Consider the following 21,391-nt stretch of genomic DNA (forward strand, 5'->3'; position numbering starts at 1 on the left):
TTCAAAACAATAAAACAAACGTTTGTATCAATTCTCACTCTCTAATAAATAAACTACTTTTGTAAAAAATTGATATTTAATCTCATTTCGCATGAAACACATCTACTTATTATTTCTCTTTATTACAGGAATTGGGTTCGCTCAAATCCCATCTAATTACTACGATAGTGCAGCCGGACTAACAGAATATGCATTAAAAACAGAATTAAAAAATATAATTTCTAATGGTCATGTTGATCAAGGTTATGGAGATTTATATACAGGTTACGTTACAACATTTACAGATACTGAATACGAAAATGATGGCAGTATATTATTATACTACACTGAGAATCCTAACGGAACTGATCCTTATGGTTATAATCATGGTTCTAACAATTGTGGAAACTACAATTCTGAAGGCGATTGTTACAATCGAGAACATTTAGTTCCTCAGTCAGCCTTTGGTAGTGCAAATCCTATGAGAACAGACATTCATCATGTAATACCTAGTGATGGATATGCCAATGGACAACGAGGAAGTTTTCCTTTCGGAACTGTAAGTTCTGCCAGTTGGACTTCTCAAAATGGATCTAAAAGAGGATCTAGTAGTGTTTCTGGTTATTCAGGAACAGTGTTTGAACCTATAGATGAATTCAAAGGTGATATAGCAAGAGCTGTACTTTATTTCGCTGTACGTTATGAAAGTAATATGGACAATTATGGTGGTTTTGATATGTTTAATGGTACTGAAAACCAAGCTCTAGAGGATTGGGCCATAACATTACTATTAGATTGGCATTATAATGTTGATCCTGTTGATCAACAAGAAATTGACCGAAATAATGCAGCATACAATTATCAAGGAAATGCGAATCCTTTTGTAGATCATCCAGAATATGCAAATATGATTTGGAATCCTACAACAGATACAGAAGCGCCTTCAGACCCAACAAATTTAATTGCTTCAAATCCTACGGACAATACTATTGATTTAAATTGGACCGTATCTTCCGATAATGTTGCTGTTGATTCTTATGATGTTTATATGAATGGCACCTATTCATTTAATGTTGATTCAAACTTTGCAACAGTTACAGGTTTATTACCAGATACAAACTATTGTTTTACTGTTAAAGCAAAAGATGCAGCTGGAAATGAATCTAATTTCAGTAATCAATCTTGTGAAACAACAACCAATAACGGAACTGGTGGAGGATCAGATTGTTTAGTTGAAACTTTTGAAAATTTAAGCACTTCTTCTGGTTCTTATACTGATGTAACATGGACGGGCGATGATGGTGGAACATGGAATGCTACTGATGCCAGAACAGACCAAAATTTAAACACAAGAGCAATAACAGTAAGAAATGGTTCTTTAACCTTACCAACAACCTCTGGAGGAATTGGTTCGTTAACAGTAACTACGCAACGTGTTTTTAGTGGAGGAAGCGGAACATTTAACCTAAAGGTAAACGGAACACTTGTTGGTACAATAGCATATGGTGATACTGAACAAACCATTACAATACCAAATATTAACATAGAAAATAATGTATCAATTGTTATAGACGGAAATACTGGAACAGGAAATAGAGTTATGTTTGATGATCTATCATACACGTGCTATGCTGGATTAAGCCTGGATGATCATTCTACAAATACTGTAAAGTTATACCCTAACCCAATGAACAATCAATTAACTGTTGCATTAAATAGTAATATTGATACTACAATTGAAATATATGATATCCTTGGAAAATTAATTCTGAATTCTGAAATAAATAAAACGAGCACATTAAATGTTCAAAATTTAAAAACTGGAATTTATATTATTAAAATTTCTCAAGGAGATTCTACAATTACCAAGAAGTTAGTTAAGCAATAAAAACTACTTATCACTAAAAAGGCAGCCACATACTTTATTAAATAAAAGTGTGGCTGTTTTTTTTTGTTTAAAACTTGTTGAATACTTCAACATTTGAAATTTAAATTTTCTACAAAAACCCACAAATTAAATTAACTTTGCATTTTATTTTTCACATCAAAATAAACCAATAAATGATTCATTTCTTCGGAAACCAAAACAGTAAAGTATATGCTGTTCAAGCCACAAAAGAATTATCAACTGCAACCATCTCAAAATTGACATGGTTATTTGCCAACCAACCTAAAATAGAACAAGCATCACTAGATGCTTTTTTTGTTGGACCAAGAGCGGCAATGATAACACCTTGGAGTACAAACGCAGTAGAAATTACTCAAAATATGGGAATTTCAAATATTATTAGAATTGAAGAATTCACTTCTGTTTCTGATGATTTTTCTGAATTCGACCCAATGATTTCTGAAAAATATCAAAGTCTGAATCAAGATATTTTCAAAATTGATATTCAACCTGAAGCAATTTTAAACATAGAAGATATTTCAGCCTATAACGAACAAGAAGGTTTATCACTTAGTGAGGAAGAAGTTGCATATCTAGAAGGTGTTGCTGAAAAAATTGGCAGACCTCTAACAGATTCTGAAGTTTTCGGTTTTTCTCAAGTCAACTCAGAGCACTGTCGTCATAAAATATTCAATGGTACGTTTGTTATAGATGGCGAAGAAAAGGACACTTCTTTATTCAAACTTATTAAAGAAACATCAAAACAAAATCCAAACGATATTGTTTCAGCATACAAGGATAACGTTGCTTTTATTAAAGGACCAATTGTGGAGCAGTTTGCACCTCAACGTGCAGATATACCAGATTTTTATACAACAAAAAATTACGAATCTGTAATCTCATTAAAAGCAGAAACACATAATTTCCCAACAACCGTTGAGCCATTTAATGGAGCTGCAACTGGTTCAGGTGGAGAAATTAGAGATAGATTAGCTGGTGGAAAAGGCTCATTACCTTTAGCTGGTACTGCGGTTTATATGACGTCTTACTCAAGATTAAACGACGAACGTCCATGGGAAAAAGCTTTTCCAGAACGTAAATGGTTGTACCAAACACCAATGGATATTTTAATTAAAGCAAGTAATGGTGCTTCAGACTTTGGTAACAAATTTGGTCAACCGTTAATTTGTGGTTCAGTTTTAACGTTTGAACATAGCGATAACAATGGCAAAATTGGTTACGACAAAGTGATTATGCAAGCTGGTGGTATAGGTTATGGTAAAGCAGAACAAGCGCTTAAAGATGTACCAAAAGATGGCGATAAAATAGTAATTCTTGGTGGTGACAATTATAGAATCGGAATGGGAGGCGCTGCAGTGTCTTCTGCAGATACTGGTGCTTTAGCTTCTGGTATTGAGCTAAATGCTGTACAACGTTCTAATCCAGAAATGCAAAAACGTGCTGCCAATGCTGTCCGTGGTATGGTAGAAAGCGACGAAAATTTCATTGTTTCTATTCACGATCATGGTGCTGGTGGACATTTAAATTGTTTATCAGAATTGGTAGAAGATACAGGTGGACATATTGATTTAGATAAATTACCTGTTGGCGATCCTACGTTATCTGCCAAAGAAAAAATTGGTAACGAATCTCAAGAGCGAATGGGATTAGTTATTGCCGATGAACATTTAGAGACGTTGCATAAAATAGCAGACAGAGAACGCTCGCCTATTTATGATGTTGGTGAAGTAACAGGAAAACATAGATTTACTTTTGAGTCTAAAACTACTGGTGAAAAACCAATGGATTTAGCTTTAGAAGATATGTTTGGAAGTTCTCCAAAAACGATAATGAATGATGTTACAGTTGAAAAAGAATACAGTGGCATTTCATATAACACCAAAAATTTCTACGATTATTTAGACCAAGTATTACAACTTGAAGCTGTTGCCTCAAAAGATTGGTTAACAAATAAAGTAGACCGTTGTGTTGGTGGAAAAGTTGCCAAACAACAATGTGTTGGTCCATTACAATTACCACTAAATAATGTTGGTGTAATGGCATTAGATTTTAAAGGCAAAGAAGGTATTGCTACGTCAATTGGGCACTCGCCTATTTCAGGCTTAATTAATCCTGAAGCTGGTAGTCGTAATTCAATAGCAGAAGCTTTAACAAATATTATTTGGGCACCACTAAAAGATGGTCTTAAAAGTATTTCTTTATCTGCCAATTGGATGTGGCCTTGTAAAAATAAAGGTGAAGATGCACGTTTGTATGAAGCTGTAAAAGCGATTTCAGAATTTTCAATAGATTTAGGTATTAATGTACCAACAGGAAAAGACTCTTTATCAATGAAGCAAAAATATCCTGATGGTGATGTTATTTCTCCTGGTACAGTGATTATTTCTGCTGCTGCAAATTGTAATGATATAACTAAAGTTGTAGAGCCTGTTTTACAAAAAGGCAAAGGGTCTATTTATTATATTAATCTATCTCAAGATTCTTACGAGTTAGGTGGAAGTTCTTTTGCGCAAATCAATAATAAAATAGGAAATACTACGCCTAATATTAAAAGTGCTGTGTACGTAAAAACGGTGTTTAACACCATTCAAAATTTAATAAAAAATAATCAAATTGTTGCAGGACACGATGTGGCTTCTGGTGGATTAATAACCACCTTATTAGAACTTTGTTTTGCTGATAATAATATAGGTGCTGAGTTAGATTTAACTAGTCTTGGAGAAAAAGATTCCTTTAAAGTATTATTTGCTGAAAATGCAGGAATCGTTTTTCAATCTTCTGATGATGCAATTGAAGCTGAATTATCTAATGCACACATTGAATTCCATAAAATTGGAGAGGTTACAGAAAGTGATGTGTTAGGTGTAATCAATGGTAACGAAGTATTTACCATGACCGTTTCAAGATTAAGAGATATGTGGTTTGAAACATCATACTTACTCGATGAGAAACAAACAGCAAATGGTTTAGCGAAGCATAGGTTTGATAACTATAAAAATCAGGCTTTAGATTTTAAACTTCCAACACATTTCACTGGAAAATTAGAGACAACAGCTTCTGATGCGGTTAGACCAAAAGCAGCAATTTTAAGAGAAAAAGGCTCCAATTCAGAAAGAGAAATGGCAAATGCTATGTATTTAGCAGGTTTTGATGTTAAAGATGTACACATGACAGATTTAATTTCTGGCAGAGAAACACTAGAAGATATTCAGTTTTTAGGTGCTGTTGGTGGCTTTAGTAATTCTGATGTTTTAGGTTCTGCTAAAGGTTGGGCTGGTGCAATTAAATACAATGAGAAAGCAAATAAGGTCATTAATGATTTCTTTAAAAGAGAAGACACCTTATCTGTTGGGATTTGTAATGGTTGCCAATTAATGATGGAGTTAGATTTAGTAAATCCTGAACACGAGAATCACGGAAAAATGACTTATAATGATTCTCATAAGCACGAAAGCGGTTTTACTTCAGTTAAAATTCAAGAGAACAATTCTGTAATGCTATCTAGTTTAGCTGGTAGTACTTTAGGTGTTTGGATTTCTCATGGTGAAGGAAAATTTAGCCTTCCATATGCTGAAGAAAAATATAACATTGTAGCCAAATATGGTTATGAAGGATATCCTGCAAATCCTAATGGTTCAGATTTTAACACAGCTATGCTAACAGACAAAACAGGAAGACACTTAGTAACTATGCCTCATATAGAACGTTCTATTTTTCAATGGAATTGGGCCAACTATCCACAAGATAGAAACGATGAAGTTTCGCCTTGGCTGGAGGCTTTTATTAATGCTAGGAAATGGTTAGAGAAATAAATAGAATCATAAAAAAAAGCTTTTACAAAATGTAAAAGCTTTTTTTTGGGTTAAAAACTAAAGCACTAATCTTTTATAATAAGCTGAGTATATTTTAAACCTACTTCGTTAGATAAACTAAGAATATAGCTTCCCTTAGATAGATTAGTTATATCGATAGTATATGAAGAATTGATAAAATCTGTATTCATATTCATATTCACAATTAATTTACCTTCTAAACTGTAAATCTTAGCAGATTCAATTTGCGTGTCATTTAATATTTCAATATTTATCACATCCTTCGAAGGATTAGGATAAACTTTCAAATTTTCACTAAAATCAAATTCATTAACTGATAAGGCATTAGATCCAAAAAACTCAATTTCCGCAATGGTACTCCAAGCACTTGTTCTAGTATCCCCTGCACTATTAAATCTTCCATAACCTATCATTTTCACATAACGCGCAGCAGCTGAGAATTGATATTGATTAAAATCCATAGTATTTGTTGCTGTTAACAATAAATCTTCTGTCTCTGGTAGAACTTTATTAAAATCTGCTTCATTTGTTCCTGTTGTAGATACCCATATTTGATACCCAAAGGCATCTGATTTATTTGTTGTACTAAACTGAATTAAATCTAAATTATACTCAGACCCTAAATCATATATAATGTATTCTCCATCACCTTTATAATCGCCTGAAACAATTGAGCCGTCTTGTGCAGCCCAAATAGATGAACTTGTATTTACCTTATCTAAGGTATTGATTGCTACTTCTGGTGGACTATCACTAGCGTTATCACTAGAAAACGAATGAATAGAAACTGGCCCTCCTCCTGCAACATCGTTAATTAGATCATATAAATCTGTTAGGTCTGCACCTTCTTGAGTAACATTTAATGTTCTAACAATATCATCTCCACCTGGATCTTGTGTAAACGTTACAGAACCTGTTCTGCTATTAACGTCTGTGTTTTCCGTCACTGAAACCGAAACAGTGTCGTCACCAGATCCAGAATTAATATCAATAGAAATCCATGCATCATTAGACATCGCTGTCCAACTTACATTAGCATATACGGAAACATCATAACTCCCAGCTTCTGCATCTAATGTTTCTAAACTACTCACGGTTAGTGACTCTGGAATTTCAATAACACAGTTACCATCAATTATATTACCACCTAAATTATCTACAAAACAAGCACCAATTCCGTAACCGACCATATCATCTGTTATTGGCAAATACGATCCCATATCTGCACCTTTACCAGCAGATCCTGCTCCTGAAAACGTAAATATTTCGCCATCTGCAGTAGCAGAAATTCCTGTCTCTTCAGAAAAACCTGTATTGGTTTCTCCTAACGCGCTTCCTGTGTAAACGTTTCCTGTGTAAGATAATGCTGTTCCTAAGTCGGCATACGAGGTTGCAGTATCTCCTGATATAACATCTGTAATATTTCCATTACCAGACGTAAAGTAAATTAAATTGTTATCCACTGAACCGGTAGGATCCGTAGACCCCTTATCTGTGTTATAAAATAAAGGTGCATTCGTATTTATAATAGTATTATTAGAAAGTGTAATATTTTCAGATTTTTGATAACCATTAGAAACACTTGTAGAAGTACATACCACCGAATTATTATCGCCACCTCCTAAAAAGGTAACACCATTATTCCACTTGGCTTGGCTAACAACTGTAATACAATCTTGGATATAATTATTTGTAATTACATGATCACTATCCGTAATTCTAATACCACCTGTTCCATCTATGTTTTCTCCTAAAAAGTAATTACCTTCAACCGTTGCATTAGATCCATGACGTAGCACTAATGAACCTCTACAGCGTCTGAATGTATTATTAGTATAGGTATTATTTTTACTCTTATTTGTAATAATTTCATTCTCTCCATCAGCCTTGACAAAGTAGTTATTACTAACTGTGGCATTACTATTTACATTCTGATATTCACTAGTACCAATACGAATCGTTTCACTATCACCAGAATTACTTAAGGTATTATCAATTTTTACGTAATTATAAAAATAATTATTACTAATTGTATGGCCTACAATATCGCAACGTGTATTAGTGACGCCTTCGTCTGGTGTTGCGTTGTATGCATATTCGGCTAAAATTAAAGCACCAGCACTTTCCTTATTCATAAATGAACAGTTAATAACAGTATTATATGTGCCATATAACACAATCCATCTGTGTTTTGTTATGGATCCATCTGCAATATCATCCGCAATATCATCAGGATGAATTTCTAATCCATCAATAACACAATTTTGAATGGTACTGTGATTGGCATAGTCATAACCATTTCTAAACTGAATAAAATTACTTGCACCATAACCACCTTGCCAGTGAAAACCATCAACTACAACATAATCTCCGCCAATATTCATTTGTAATCCGCCTGTAAACTTTACGCCACCTGGAGTTTCTGCTCTAAATACAATTGGGTCTGTTGCTGTCCCATTTCCAACGAAGTCTATACGTTCATCAGAATCATAGATACCATTAGACAATATAATCACATCTCCAGGCAGATACGTCTGGTCTTCTAAATCCTCTGGATCACTAATAGTATAGGTGGTTTGTGAAAACAAATTTAGAGATGATAACAGCATCACAATGAAAGTGATATGATAAAATTGAAATTTAAAAGTGTAAAGATTATTCATAAGTTGTTATTTAATTTAGTTTATAAAATCACAACTGGAAGACCAGATTGGTTAACCAATTATTTTCAATTTAAAAGTAATTAAAAAATTAAAAATTAGCCCTCTTAATTGAAGAAAAAAAAAAAAATAAATTATGAATACACCAAAAAATCCTAATAAATATTATTAAGTCCACCCTTTTTTTATTCGAAATTTGAAAATCCTTTTTATTTTCATAATTTGCGCTGTTATAATCGTAATGCATAAATGACAGAAATAACTCGACTTTTTGATTTTCCATATTATCAGTTAGAAAATAAACCTAACAAATCGGCTTTAGTTACTAAATACAATGGTAAATGGGAACATACCTCCACACAAGAATATATTGACAAAGCAAACGCAATAAGTAGAGCATTGCTAAGGCTTGGCATTCAAAAAGACGATAAGATAGCTGTTATTTCTACGACGAATAGGACCGAATGGAATATACTGGATATCGGAGTCCTTCAAACTGGAGCACAAAATATACCAGTTTACCCAACTATTTCAGCAGAAGATTACGAGTATGTTTTAAATCATAGCGAATCTATCTATTGTTTTGTTTCTGACGCTGAAGTTTTAGAAAAAGTTAGAATAGTACAAGCAAACACCAAGGTAAAAGAAGTCTATTCTTTTGATCATATAGAAGGTTGTAAGCATTACTCTGAGTTATTTGAACTCGGAAAAGATGATAGCAATCAAGCAGAAGTTGAAGCAAGAAAAGACGCTGTTCTGCCAAATGATTTAGCAACCATCATCTATACATCTGGTACAACAGGCAAACCCAAAGGTGTTATGCTATCTCACTGGAATATTACTAGTAACGCTCTAGACAGCTCTCCTAGAGTACCTTTGGTTGACGGCGAAAATAGAATTTTAAGTTTCTTACCAATCTGTCACATATTTGAACGTTTACTTATTTATGTGTATCAGCATGCTGGTGCATCTATCTATTTTGCAGAGGCCATTGATAAAATTGGAGACAATGCCAAAGAGATAAACCCAAATCTAATGAGTGTAGTACCACGCTTATTAGAAAAGGTATTTGATAAAATTATGCTTAAAGGCGAAGAATTAACCGGTATTAAAAAAGGTTTATTCTTTTGGGCTGTAGGTTTAGGTGAAAAATGGGAACCATATGGTGCTAATGGCGCATGGTATGAGTTCAAACTTAAAATAGCTAATAAACTTATATTCAGTAAATGGAGAGAAGCATTAGGTGGTAATTTGGGCACTATGGTTTCTGGGAGCGCAGCGTTACAACCACGTTTAGCACGAATCTTTGGAGCTGCAAAAATGCAAGTTATGGAAGGTTACGGACTAACTGAAACTTCACCTGTTGTTGGCGTAGGAGTTTACAAAGGCAATGGTTATAAAGTAGGAACCGTAGGTAAGCCAATCAATAATGTTGAAGTAAAAATTGCCGAAGATGGCGAGGTGCTCATAAAAGGACCTAACGTTATGTTAGGCTATTATAAAGATCCGGAAAAAACGGCAAGCGTAATGACTGGAGACTATTTCCATACAGGAGATAAAGGGGAAATTGATGCTGAAGGTTTTCTAAAAATTACAGGTCGTAAGAAAGAAATGTTTAAAACTTCTGGTGGTAAATATGTAATTCCGCCATTATTAGAAAACGATATGAAACAATCGCTTTTCATAGAACAAATTATGGTTGTTGGTGAAGGGGAAAAAATGCCTGCTGCTTTAATTCAACCAAATTTTGATTTTATTAGAGACTGGATTGACCATAAACAGAATGGTATTGGTAAAACCGAAAAAGAAATTTCAAGTTCAGAGTTAGTAATTAATCGTATTCAATTAGAAATTGACAAGTACAATAAAAATTTTGGTAAATGGGAACAAATAAAACGTTTTGAACTCACACCTGATGTATGGTCAATCGATGGAGGACATCTTACTCCAACTATGAAAATGAAACGTGCAATCATAAAAGAAATCTATAAAGATTTATACGAAAAGATTTACCGATAAAAAGACTTGGAATTCCCTACTTTGCAAGTCCAACTTCTCTTTTTATAAATGTTAAACGTAAAAACGAAACCGTTAATCCCTGATAATTAATCATTTATGTAAATTTTCGTATTTTAGGTATTACTAATCATTTAATACCAACCATGAAAACCAAAACGTTTATCATTGCTGGCATATGCGGAGGAATAGTCAATTGGCTTTTAAGTTGGCTCAGTTATGGTATTGTTCTAGCAGATTATTATCCTCTACCGCAAGAAAACCTTCGCTCATTTACTTATGTATTTCTTGGGTGTCTATCAATAGCATTTTTTTTATCTTATTTCTTTAATCGTTGGGCCCAAATAGCCACCATTACAACTGGAGCAAGAGCAGGTGCATTCTTTGGCTTCTTCTTATCTATATCTTACGGTTTCATCGCAATGGCAATGGATAGTTCTATGTCAGCTGAATTGCTTACCTTGGATGTTGCAACTTCAATTGTAATTACTGGAATTACTGGAGCTGTTATCGGTTTTATTAATAAAAAAGTACGATAATCGCAATTAAACACACCTGTAATAACATATCTCGAAATTTAATAGCTACTATTTTTAAATATTCATAATAATATTTTTCTTATTTATTATGCGTGCATAGTATTTTTTATTATATTTGATTCCAATAATGCTTTATGAAAGACAAAACAATTGATTACATACTGAGAACCACCTGGTTAGCGGTAAATAAAATGTATAACGAAGAAGCCGTAAAATTCGACTCTACCATGGCAATTGGTTTTGCATTGTTAAGTATTGATCCAGAAAAAGGAACACCTTCTACCTCCTTAGGACCTAAAATGGGTATGGAAGCAACAAGTCTCTCTAGGACATTAAAAACTATGGAAACGAAAGGTTTAATTGAGCGCAGACCAAATCCAGATGATGGAAGAGGTGTATTAATATTTCTAACAGATTTTGGCCGTGAAAAAAGAAATTATTCTAAAGAGCGCGTGTTAACGTTTAATGAAACTATAAAAGCAAATGTTTCAGATGCTGAATTAAAAAGCTTTCAAAAAGTAGCCGAAGTCATCAATAACATGATTTCAAACAAACAGATATACAACAATAAAGAACACATTTTAAAATAAGATGAGTAAACGAAGAATTAAAAAAATCGCCATTATTGGTTCAGGAATTATGGGAAGCGGCATCGCTTGTCATTTCGCCAATATTGGTGTAGATGTTTTATTATTAGACATCGTACCAAGAGAACTTAACGCTAAGGAACAAGCCAAAGGCTTAACTTTAGAAGATAAAGTGGTTAGAAATCGATTAGTAAATGATGCTTTAACCGCATCTATAAAATCGAAACCTGCACCACTGTATCATCCTTCATTTAAAAACAGAATTACAACTGGTAATCTTGAAGATGACATTGCTAAAGTAAAAGATGTCGATTGGATTATGGAAGTTGTTGTTGAGCGTCTAGACATAAAACAACAAGTGTTTGAAAAGCTTGAACAACACAGAACACCAGGAACGTTAATTACATCTAACACATCTGGTATTCCTATTAAATTTATGAGCGAAGGACGTAGTGAAGATTTCCAGAAACATTTCTGTGGAACACACTTTTTTAATCCTGCGCGTTACTTAAAGTTATTCGAAATAATCCCAGGACCTAAAACGGATGCGTCTGTTTTAGAATTCTTAAATGGTTATGGCGAACAATTCTTAGGAAAAACATCAGTAATTGCTAAAGATACACCTGCTTTTATAGGAAATAGAATCGGGATTTTCAGCATACAGAGTTTATTTCACGCGGTTAAAGATTTAGATTTAACCATTGAGGAAGTAGATAAATTATCTGGTCCTGTAATTGGTCGTCCTAAATCGGCAACTTTTAGAACCGTTGATGTAGTAGGATTAGATACTTTAGTGCATGTAGCCAATGGTATCGCTGAAAACTGTAAAGATGATGAGCGTTTAGAGTTATTTCAATTACCAGATTTCATCAATACCATGATGGAAAATAAATGGTTAGGAAGCAAAACAGGACAAGGTTTTTACAAGAAAACAAAAAATGATAAAGGTAAAACTGAGATTCTTTCATTAGACCTTAACACTTTAGAATATAGAGAAAAGAAACGTGCAAAATTTGCTACCTTAGAATTGACTAAAACCGTTGATAAAGTTGTAGATCGTTTTAAAATTTTAGTAAAAGGAAAAGACAAAGCTGGCGAATTCTACAGAAAGAGTTTCTCTGCTTTATTTGCTTATGTGTCCAACAGAATTCCAGAAATCACTGACGATTTGTACAAAATCGATGATGCTATGAAAGCTGGATTTGGTTGGGAACATGGTCCTTTTCAAATTTGGGATGCTATAGGCGTTGAAAAAGGTATTGAAATGATGCAAGCTGAAGGTTTAAAACCTGCAGATTGGGTACAAGATATGTTGCAGTCTGGTAGTGATAGCTTCTACTCTATTAAAGATGGAGCGACTTATGCGTACAACATTCCTACTAAATTACAAGAAAAAATTCCTGGTCAGGACAGTTTCATCATATTAGATAATATTCGCAAAACATCTGAAGTATTTAAAAACTCAGGAGTTGTTGTTGAAGATTTAGGCGATGGTATTCTTAATGTAGAATTCCAATCTAAAATGAACACTATTGGAGGCGACGTTTTAGCTGGACTTAACAAAGCCATTGATTTAGCCGAAAAAGATTTCGCAGGATTAGTTGTTGGAAATCAAGCTGCAAATTTCTCTGTTGGCGCAAACATCGGAATGATTTTTATGATGGCTGCAGAACAAGAGTATGATGAGCTAAATATGGCTATCAAGTATTTCCAAGATACAATGATGCGTATGCGTTATTCTGCAATTCCAACCGTTGCTGCACCTCATGGTATGGCACTTGGTGGAGGTTGTGAATTATCAATGCATGCAGATAAAGTAGTTGCAGCAGCAGAAACTTATATCGGCTTAGTTGAGTTCGGTGTTGGAGTTATTCCTGGTGGTGGAGGTTCTAAAGAAATGACTTTAAGAGCTTCGGATACCTTCAAAAAAGGCGATGTACAATTAAATACACTTCAAGAATATTTTTTAACGATCGGCATGGCAAAAGTAGCAACATCTGCTTACGAAGCTTATGATTTAGGCATTCTTCAAAAAGGAAAAGATATCGTTGTTGTTAATAAAGATCGTCAAATAGCAGTTGCAAAACAACATGCAAAATTAATGGCAGATATGGGTTACACACAACCTGTAAAACGTACAGATATTAAAGTTCTTGGTAAACAGGCTTTAAGCATGTTTATGGTTGGTACAGACTCTATGCAAGACAGCAACTACATTAGTGAACACGACAGAAAAATTGCTAATAAACTTGGCTACGTTATGGCTGGTGGCGATTTATCTGAACCAACTTTAGTAAGCGAACAGTATTTATTGGATTTAGAGCGTGAAGCTTTCTTGTCTTTATGTACTGAACGTAAAACTTTAGAACGTATTCAACACATGCTAACAAAAGGTAAACCTTTAAGAAACTAAGAAAAATGAAAACAGCATATATAGTAAAAGCATACAGAACCGCAGTTGGTAAAGCACCTAAAGGCGTGTTCCGTTTTAAAAGAACAGATGAATTGGCTGCAGAAACCATTCAATACATGATGAAAGAACTGCCAAATTTAGACCCAAAGCGTATTGACGATGTTATTGTTGGTAACGCCATGCCAGAAGGTTCTCAAGGATTAAACATGGCACGATTAATCTCGTTAATGGGATTAGAAGTGATTGATGTTCCTGGTGTAACCGTTAATCGTTTTTGCTCTTCTGGAGTTGAAACTATCGGAATGGCAACTGCAAAAATTCAAGCAGGAATGGCAGATTGTATCATTGCAGGTGGTGCAGAAAGCATGAGTAGCGTACCAATGACAGGTTTTAAACCAGAATTGAATTACGATGCCATTGTAAAAAATGGTCACGAAGATTATTATTGGGGAATGGGAAATACGGCTGAAGCAGTTGCTAAACAGTTTAATGTTTCTCGTGAAGATCAGGATGAATTTGCATACAATTCTCACATGAAAGCATTAAAAGCACAAGCTGAAGATCGCTTTCAAGATCAAATAGTGCCTATAGAAGTTGAACAAACTTACATTGATGCCAATGGGAAGAAAGCCACTAAATCTTATACTGTAACTAAAGACGAAGGTCCAAGAAAAGGAACAAGTAAAGAAGCTTTAGCGAAATTAAGGGCAGTATTTGCTGCTGGTGGAAGTGTTACAGCTGGTAACTCGTCTCAAATGAGTGATGGGGCAGCATTTGTTATGGTAATGAGTGAAGACATGGTTAAAGAATTAAATCTAGAACCTGTTGCAAGAATGGTAAACTATGCAGCTGCAGGTGTTGAACCACGTATTATGGGAATTGGACCAGTAAAAGCAATCCCAAAAGCATTAAAACAAGCAGGTTTAAAGCAAGATGATTTAAGCTTAATTGAATTAAATGAAGCTTTTGCTTCCCAATCTTTAGCAGTAATTAGAGAATTAAACCTTAATCCAGATATCATTAACGTGAATGGTGGAGCAATTGCATTAGGTCATCCATTAGGTTGTACAGGAGCAAAACTATCTGTCCAACTATTTGATGAAATGCGTAAGCGTGATATGAAAGGGAAATATGGAGCAGTAACGATGTGTGTTGGTACTGGACAAGGCGCATGCGGAATATTCGAATTTTTAAATTAATAAAAGAACTTAATATAAAATGGCAGATACAGAAAAAGATATCCTACGTGGAGGTCAATTCTTAGTAAAAGAAACAAACTGTGAAGACGTTTTCACACCTGAAGATTTTTCAGAAGAACAAGCAATGATGAAGGATTCTGTAATGGAATTTAATGACAGAGAAATTATTCCTCATAAAGCAAGATTTGAAGCTAAAGATTATGCCTTAACCGAGGAAGTTATGCGCAAAGCTGGAGATATGGGCTTTTTGAGCGTAGCTGTTCCTGAAGCTTATGGCGGAATGGGAATGGGATTTGTATCTACCGTTTTAACCTGTGATTATATTTCTTCTGGAACGGGTTCTTTTAGTACTGCTTTTGGTGCACATACAGGTATTGGTACTATGCCAATTACATTATATGGTACGGAAGCACAAAAACAAAAATATGTACCTAAATTAGCGTCTGGCGAATGGTTTGGTGCGTATTGTTTAACAGAACCTGGAGCAGGATCTGATGCCAATTCTGGTAAAACAACTGCTGAATTATCTGCAGATGGAAAATCTTATAAAATCAACGGACAAAAAATGTGGATCTCTAATGCAGGCTTCTGTAGTGTGATGATCGTTTTTGCACGTATTGAAGATGATAAAAATATTACTGGTTTCATTGTAGAATATGATGGAGAAAATCCTAACGGAATTACCTTAGGAGAAGAGGAACACAAACTAGGTATTAGAGCAAGTTCTACGCGTCAAGTATTTTTTAACGATACCGTTGTACCTGTAGAAAATATGTTAGCTGGTCGTGGTGAAGGTTTCAAAATTGCAATGAACGCACTAAATGTTGGTCGTATTAAATTAGCAGCAGCTTGTTTAGATTCTCAAAGACGAATTTTAACGACTGCAGTTGATTATGCTAACGAGCGTAAACAATTTAAAACACCTATCGCCAATTTTGGAGCAATAAAAACCAAATTAGCAGAAATGGCAGCTAGTGCTTATGCTGGCGAATCTGCAACCTATAGAGCTGCAAAAAACATTGAAGACCGAATTGCAATTAGAGAAGCTGCAGGTAACACACATCAAGAAGCAGAACTGAAAGGCGTTGAAGAATATGCAATAGAATGCTCTATATTAAAAGTAGCTGTTTCTGAAGATGTACAAAATGCTGCTGATGAAGGTATCCAGATTTTTGGTGGAATGGGATTCTCTGAAGAAACACCAATGGAATCTGCTTGGAGAGATGCGCGTATTGCTCGTATTTATGAAGGTACAAATGAGATTAACAGAATGTTAGCCGTTGGTATGTTAGTAAAGAAAGCGATGAAAGGTCATGTAGATTTATTAGGTCCTGCGCAAGCTGTACAAGAAGAATTAATGGGAATTCCTTCGTTTGATACACCTGATTATTCTGAATTATTTTCTGAAGAAAAGCAAATGATTGCAAAACTTAAGAAAACATTCTTGATGGTTGCAGGTGGTGCGGTTCAAAAATTTGGACCTCAACTAGAAGAGCACCAACAATTATTAATTGCTGCTGCAGATATCTTAATTGAAATCTATATGGCAGAATCAGCAATTTTAAGAACAGAGAAAAATGTAAAACGTACGAGCGAAAAAGAACAATCTGCTCAAATAGCAATGGCGAAATTATATTTATATCACGCTGTAGATATCATCGAAGAAAAAGGAAAAGAAAGTATTATTTCTTTTGCTGAAGGTGATGAACAACGTATGATGTTAATGGGACTTAAACGTTTCACGAAATATGCAAACTATCCAGATATTGTAGATTTACGTATCGAGATTGCAGAAAAAGTAAAGGCAGAAAACAAGTACTGTTTCTAATGATTCAATAATTAGACTAACTCAAATAATTCTAATTATAAAGCCAATTCTTCCAAAATAAAATTTGGATTGAATTGGCTTTTTTAATTTGCGAACAACTAACTATCCTACTCTTTCATTAGTAATGCTTCATAAATAGTCTTTGCAATTTCCTGTTGTTTTTTAGCATTAGTCACTATAGCATAATCTTTAACATTAGTTAAAAAGCCAATCTCTAACAACACAGATGGGCTTTCAGATTCTTTAATTATTTTAAAATTACTAGGAATCAGCTTTGATGACTCAAAGCCAAGTTCTAAAAGTTTTGAAGCTATTCTAGAACTATAAGACATGGAACTACTGTGGCGTTCAATATTTTCACTTTCATAATAATAAGCTTCAATACCTGAACGACTTACATCCGAATGTGCATTACAATGCAGACTTAATACTAGGTCAGGCTTTTGCTCGTTTATAAAATCTATTCTTTCTTGTAAAGACGAAAACTCATCACTGTCTCTAGACATTATAAATTTTACTTTATCATCACTAAGTAGTTTTAATTGCTTAGAAATTGTCAATACAATATCTTTTTCACTGATATTATTAGAAATTTGACCAGAATCTTTTCCACCATGACCTGCATCTACGATAACCACAAGTGGTTCTTTTAAATCCTTATAAGAACTAAAGGCAAAGACACCTGCAAAAAGCAACATAACAGATGCTATTTTTAAAGTTCGGTTTAATACTGAGGTTTTTGATTGATGTAACATAATAATTCGATTTTTGATTTGAATGAAATTAAATCCGCTAGTTAGAGGAATGCGGTATTCCTTTTGACCTAAGTTTATAATGGTATTTGAATAATTCTCTATGTCAATACCTGAAGACACCGATTTATCATCAGCTAAATATTCATGATTCTGAAGTATCGCTTTTCTGTATAACCAAATGATTGGGTTAAGCCAAAACAAACAAATTAACAGCTCTATAAAAATGATATCCAATATATGCCGTTCTTCAAAATGAACAGTTTCATGTTTTAAAATACTCGTAAATCCTTCATCATGTAAATCTTGATTTTCATTTATAAATACATAATTGAAGAAACTCGAAACCAATTTAGAATCCTTACTTCTAATCAATTTCAGGTTTCCTAAACGTTCGTGTTTATGTCTTGTAAGTTTGAATATTTGAAAGAAGTTCTTCAAAAATCGAAAAACAAAAAACAAACTAATGGTTAAATACACATAGAAAAATGGGCTTCTTTGAGAAGTATTAATCATTTCAATTTCCCCAAATTCTACATTTTCTATAGTTTCTAAGCTAGCTGATGCATTAGTTAACGTATTAATTGGTAATTCGGTAATACGAGGTACCGAATTAAAGAACTCAATTTCTAACAAAGGAGATATTAAACACAATACTAACGAACCTATTAAGAAAAATCGATTAAACTGAAACGTTTTTTGTTTTCTCAGCAACAAAAAATACAAGCCATAAGCGCATGCTAAACTTATAGTTGTATAAATAAAATAACCTATCATTTGTTTTTCTTTTTAGTCATTTTTTCTTTCAATAGATCTTGCAATTCTTGCATCTCTTCCATTGAGAAATCGGCATTTTTAGTAAAGAATGAAGCAAATTGCGCCTTAGAATCGTTAAAAAAATGTTGAATCATGCCATTGACCTGCTTTGAGAAATAATCATTCTTTTTAAGAATTGGGTAATATTGCTTATCTCTTCCTAAGCGCTCAAAACCAATATAGTCTTTGTCTGTCATTCGCTTTAACAAAGTCGAAATTGTTGTATATGCTGGTCTCGGTTCAGGATACTTCTCTACAATATCTTTCATAAATCCTTTTTCAAGCATCCACAAGTACTTCATTATCTGTAGTTCGGATTTATTTAGCTGTTTTATATCCACAATTATAGTTTTAATACTACAAATGTAGTAATAAAAATTTATTGTGCAAATCATTTATAAAAATTCTATCTTTAAAAAAACTTAAAGTAAGATGCGTTATATTATTATTGCCTTCTGTATATTACCATTAATTACGTTTTCACAATCTAACACCGAAATATTTCTTTTCGATTTAAAAATTAACAATTCTAAAATTGAATTGAGTAATCCAACAAACATTTCAAATAATGAAGGCTATGACAACCAACCTTCGTTTCTTGATGATCGTTATATTATTTTTTCATCTACGCGAAATGGGCAAACAGACATTGCAAAATATGATACACGTTACCAGGCAAAGATTTGGGTCAATCATACTGATGGTAGTGAATACACACCTTTAAAAATTCCAAATAAACATGAAGTTTCCGCAGTACGTTTAGATCAAGATGGTAAGCAACGGTTATATAGTTATAGTCTAAGCAACGGACAATCTACAGAACTCTTAGAAGATATGGTTGTGGCATATTATACATGGTATGACGATTCAACTATAGTAGCTTCAGTCATTGCAGAAGCCAATCTAAATCTTTATGTTTTAGATACAGAAGGCAAAGTTCATATCAAGGTTGACGAAAATGCTGGTAGATCAATTCATAAAATTCCAAATTCTGATCTAGTAAGTTTCATATCAAAAAAGAATAAAAATCAATGGCAGATTAAATCCCTGAATCCCAAGACAGGTGCTATCAAAACTATTGCTAATACTTTGCAAAACGTTGAAGATATTTGCTGGTTAGATGATAAAACAATTCTTTCAGGAAAAGACAATGTTCTTTATAAATTAACCTTAAATAAAGATAATAACTGGAAAACAGTGGCCGATTTATCCTCAGCTGGTATTCAAAACATAACCCGACTTGCAGTGAATCCTTCAGCTTCAAATTTATTAATAGCAGGCGATGTTAAGATTACTACAGAAACAGTTGAAGAAACTAACAATAACATAGATGAGCAACAAAATACAGTTATAGATGACAATGAAGAAACTTCTGAAGTAGAAAAAATTATTCAGAGAAATCTAGACGCCTACAATTCTAGAGATATTGATGGTTTTATGAAAGATTATGCTGACAATATTAAACTATATAACTATCCAAACACCTTGCGTACTGAAGGAAAAGAAGCCATGCAAAAGAGTTATAAAAGCTGGTTTGAATCCACACCAGACTTGAGAGCATTTGTTAAAAAACGAATCGTCATTGGCAATAAAGTAATTGATGAAGAGCAGGTAACAGCCAATGGCAAAATTTTTAATGCAGTTGCTATTTACGAAGTAGAGAATGGTTTAATTACTAAAGTGACATTCATACAATAACTTAAATATGAAAAAAATTATAGTTCTATTTTTAATTTCTAGCTTGATTTGCAACGCTCAAGACGAAAAAACTTTAGCTCCAAAATTAGAAAATATTGCTTGGATATCTGGTTCATGGCATGGCGAAGCCTTTGGTGGTACAACTGAGGAGATTTGGAGTGAGCCTTCAGGTGGTTCCATGATGGCAACGTTTAAATTAATCCACAACGGTAAAGTTTCTTTCTATGAAATTGAAATTATTCGCGAAGTAGAAAACACATTAATGCTTCAACTCAAACATTTTAGATGGGATTTAAAAGGCTGGGAATCTAAAGATGCTACAGTCGATTTTCCACTTATAAAAATCACAGAAAATAAAGCTATTTTTGAAGGTATGGTTTTCGAAAAAGTATCACCTACCGAAATGAATATCTATGTAGATATTGAGGACAAAGGAAAAACTGAAACTGTAAAGTTCAATTATAAAAAGAAAGCTGAAAAAGCTAAACCTATTAATCAGTTCATTACTGTAAAGAAAGCTAAAACAACACCAATTATTGACGGTAAAGCAGATGAAACCATTTGGGCAAATAGTGGTTGGTTGCCGTTAGACCAAACTTGGCTTGGTGATGCATACACAACGGAGGACTTTTCTGGTCGTTATAAACTCTCTTGGACAGAAGACGCGCTTTACCTTTTAGCGGAAACTTTAGATGATAAGTTAGTTGATAACAACGCTGATCCATTAACTGCATGGTGGGACGATGATTGTTTAGAAATATTTGTCGACGAAGACAATAGTGGTGGTGAACATCAGTACAACCATAATGCTTTCGCATATCACATTGCCTTAGATGGCAATGTAGTAGATATGTCTACGAAGAAAACAGGCAAGCTTTACAATTCTCATCTAGAATCTAAACGCATAACAATTGGGAATAAGACCACTTGGGAAGTTAAAATCTCATTATTTAACGATACCTACAATGATGAGGAAGATAACGTTGCTGTTAAACTAAAACCTAACAAAATGATAGGTTTTGCATTAGCATATTGCGACAATGACAATAGCAAAGAACGCGAAAATTTTATCGGCTCTGTATATGTTGAAGGAACAGATAAAAACAAAGGTTGGATTGATGCTAATATTTTCGGAACTTTAAAACTTATAAATCACTAATTA

At 33.8% G+C, this 21,391-nt stretch carries 13 protein-coding genes; 10 read left to right on the forward strand and 3 right to left on the reverse strand.

Annotated elements, in window-relative coordinates:
• Window positions 1-91: 91 nt before the first annotated feature.
• Together ACJBCC_RS07590 and purL are read left to right on the forward strand one after the other, a co-directional pair.
• On the forward strand, window positions 92-1,867 hold the full coding sequence (locus tag ACJBCC_RS07590) for an endonuclease (RefSeq protein ID WP_407556832.1): 1,776 nt from the start codon (window positions 92-94) through the stop codon (window positions 1,865-1,867).
• A gap of 173 nt (window positions 1,868-2,040) precedes the next feature.
• On the forward strand, window positions 2,041-5,700 hold the full coding sequence (purL, locus tag ACJBCC_RS07595; protein WP_407556833.1) for a phosphoribosylformylglycinamidine synthase: 3,660 nt from the start codon (window positions 2,041-2,043) through the stop codon (window positions 5,698-5,700).
• Window positions 5,701-5,765: 65 nt separating this feature from the next.
• Here purL and ACJBCC_RS07600 read toward each other — a convergent pair whose 3' ends face one another.
• Window positions 5,766-8,384 (reverse strand): chondroitinase-B domain-containing protein, encoded by a 2,619-nt coding sequence (locus ACJBCC_RS07600; RefSeq protein WP_407556834.1) that lies wholly within the window; start codon window positions 8,382-8,384, stop codon window positions 5,766-5,768.
• 246 nt (window positions 8,385-8,630) lie between these two features.
• Here ACJBCC_RS07600 and ACJBCC_RS07605 point away from each other — a divergent pair, with 246 nt between their 5' ends.
• The 6 genes from ACJBCC_RS07605 (at window position 8,631) to ACJBCC_RS07630 (ending at window position 16,963) form a co-directional block, all read left to right on the forward strand.
• Window positions 8,631-10,400: a long-chain fatty acid--CoA ligase gene (locus tag ACJBCC_RS07605; RefSeq protein ID WP_299100681.1), complete on the forward strand. Its 1,770-nt coding sequence runs from the start codon at window positions 8,631-8,633 to the stop codon at window positions 10,398-10,400.
• Between the two features lie 143 nt (window positions 10,401-10,543).
• Window positions 10,544-10,936 carry a hypothetical protein gene (locus ACJBCC_RS07610; RefSeq protein WP_299100679.1) on the forward strand — a complete coding sequence of 131 codons (393 nt, stop codon included), beginning with the start codon at window positions 10,544-10,546 and terminating at the stop codon, window positions 10,934-10,936.
• Window positions 10,937-11,070: 134 nt separating this feature from the next.
• Window positions 11,071-11,526 carry a MarR family winged helix-turn-helix transcriptional regulator gene (locus tag ACJBCC_RS07615; protein ID WP_299100677.1) on the forward strand — a complete coding sequence of 152 codons (456 nt, stop codon included), beginning with the start codon at window positions 11,071-11,073 and terminating at the stop codon, window positions 11,524-11,526.
• A 1-nt stretch (window position 11,527) separates the two neighbouring features.
• Window positions 11,528-13,936, forward strand: coding sequence for a 3-hydroxyacyl-CoA dehydrogenase NAD-binding domain-containing protein (locus ACJBCC_RS07620; protein ID WP_407556835.1), 2,409 nt, complete (start codon window positions 11,528-11,530; stop codon window positions 13,934-13,936).
• A 5-nt stretch (window positions 13,937-13,941) separates the two neighbouring features.
• Entirely contained in the window at window positions 13,942-15,135 is a 1,194-nt protein-coding gene (locus tag ACJBCC_RS07625) for an acetyl-CoA C-acyltransferase (protein ID WP_407556836.1), read from the forward strand.
• 19 nt (window positions 15,136-15,154) lie between these two features.
• Window positions 15,155-16,963, forward strand: coding sequence for an acyl-CoA dehydrogenase family protein (locus tag ACJBCC_RS07630; RefSeq protein WP_407556837.1), 1,809 nt, complete (start codon window positions 15,155-15,157; stop codon window positions 16,961-16,963).
• Window positions 16,964-17,070: 107 nt separating this feature from the next.
• On the opposite strand, the gene ACJBCC_RS07635 is transcribed toward ACJBCC_RS07630, so the two are convergent.
• Both ACJBCC_RS07635 and ACJBCC_RS07640 read right to left on the reverse strand, forming a co-directional pair.
• On the reverse strand, window positions 17,071-18,492 hold the full coding sequence (locus ACJBCC_RS07635) for an N-acetylmuramoyl-L-alanine amidase (RefSeq protein WP_407556838.1): 1,422 nt from the start codon (window positions 18,490-18,492) through the stop codon (window positions 17,071-17,073).
• On the reverse strand, window positions 18,489-18,926 hold the full coding sequence (locus tag ACJBCC_RS07640; protein ID WP_367179565.1) for a BlaI/MecI/CopY family transcriptional regulator: 438 nt from the start codon (window positions 18,924-18,926) through the stop codon (window positions 18,489-18,491). Before ACJBCC_RS07640 ends, ACJBCC_RS07635 begins: the two co-directional genes overlap by 4 nt.
• A gap of 37 nt (window positions 18,927-18,963) precedes the next feature.
• Between ACJBCC_RS07640 and ACJBCC_RS07645 the strand changes: the two genes are divergently transcribed.
• Together ACJBCC_RS07645 and ACJBCC_RS07650 are read left to right on the forward strand one after the other, a co-directional pair.
• Window positions 18,964-20,229 carry a nuclear transport factor 2 family protein gene (locus tag ACJBCC_RS07645; RefSeq protein WP_407556839.1) on the forward strand — a complete coding sequence of 422 codons (1,266 nt, stop codon included), beginning with the start codon at window positions 18,964-18,966 and terminating at the stop codon, window positions 20,227-20,229.
• Between the two features lie 7 nt (window positions 20,230-20,236).
• Window positions 20,237-21,388: a DUF6265 family protein gene (locus tag ACJBCC_RS07650; protein ID WP_407556840.1), complete on the forward strand. Its 1,152-nt coding sequence runs from the start codon at window positions 20,237-20,239 to the stop codon at window positions 21,386-21,388.
• The last annotated feature ends 3 nt before the right edge of the window (window positions 21,389-21,391 follow it).

This window comes from Winogradskyella sp. 4-2091 (assembly GCF_045765065.1).
Classification (GTDB): domain Bacteria; phylum Bacteroidota; class Bacteroidia; order Flavobacteriales; family Flavobacteriaceae; genus Winogradskyella.

Excerpts from the sequence above, each read along its gene's own strand:
- ACJBCC_RS07590 (WP_407556832.1), top strand. The coding sequence starts at position 92 with ATGAAACACATCTACTTATTATTTCTCTTTATTACAGGAATTGGGTTC.
- purL (WP_407556833.1), top strand. The coding sequence starts at position 2,041 with ATGATTCATTTCTTCGGAAACCAAAACAGTAAAGTATATGCTGTTCAA.
- ACJBCC_RS07600 (WP_407556834.1), bottom strand. The coding sequence starts at position 8,384 with ATGAATAATCTTTACACTTTTAAATTTCAATTTTATCATATCACTTTC.
- ACJBCC_RS07605 (WP_299100681.1), top strand. The coding sequence starts at position 8,631 with ATGACAGAAATAACTCGACTTTTTGATTTTCCATATTATCAGTTAGAA.
- ACJBCC_RS07610 (WP_299100679.1), top strand. The coding sequence starts at position 10,544 with ATGAAAACCAAAACGTTTATCATTGCTGGCATATGCGGAGGAATAGTC.
- ACJBCC_RS07615 (WP_299100677.1), top strand. The coding sequence starts at position 11,071 with ATGAAAGACAAAACAATTGATTACATACTGAGAACCACCTGGTTAGCG.
- ACJBCC_RS07620 (WP_407556835.1), top strand. The coding sequence starts at position 11,528 with ATGAGTAAACGAAGAATTAAAAAAATCGCCATTATTGGTTCAGGAATT.
- ACJBCC_RS07625 (WP_407556836.1), top strand. The coding sequence starts at position 13,942 with ATGAAAACAGCATATATAGTAAAAGCATACAGAACCGCAGTTGGTAAA.
- ACJBCC_RS07630 (WP_407556837.1), top strand. The coding sequence starts at position 15,155 with ATGGCAGATACAGAAAAAGATATCCTACGTGGAGGTCAATTCTTAGTA.
- ACJBCC_RS07635 (WP_407556838.1), bottom strand. The coding sequence starts at position 18,492 with ATGATAGGTTATTTTATTTATACAACTATAAGTTTAGCATGCGCTTAT.
- ACJBCC_RS07640 (WP_367179565.1), bottom strand. The coding sequence starts at position 18,926 with ATGATTTGCACAATAAATTTTTATTACTACATTTGTAGTATTAAAACT.
- ACJBCC_RS07645 (WP_407556839.1), top strand. The coding sequence starts at position 18,964 with ATGCGTTATATTATTATTGCCTTCTGTATATTACCATTAATTACGTTT.
- ACJBCC_RS07650 (WP_407556840.1), top strand. The coding sequence starts at position 20,237 with ATGAAAAAAATTATAGTTCTATTTTTAATTTCTAGCTTGATTTGCAAC.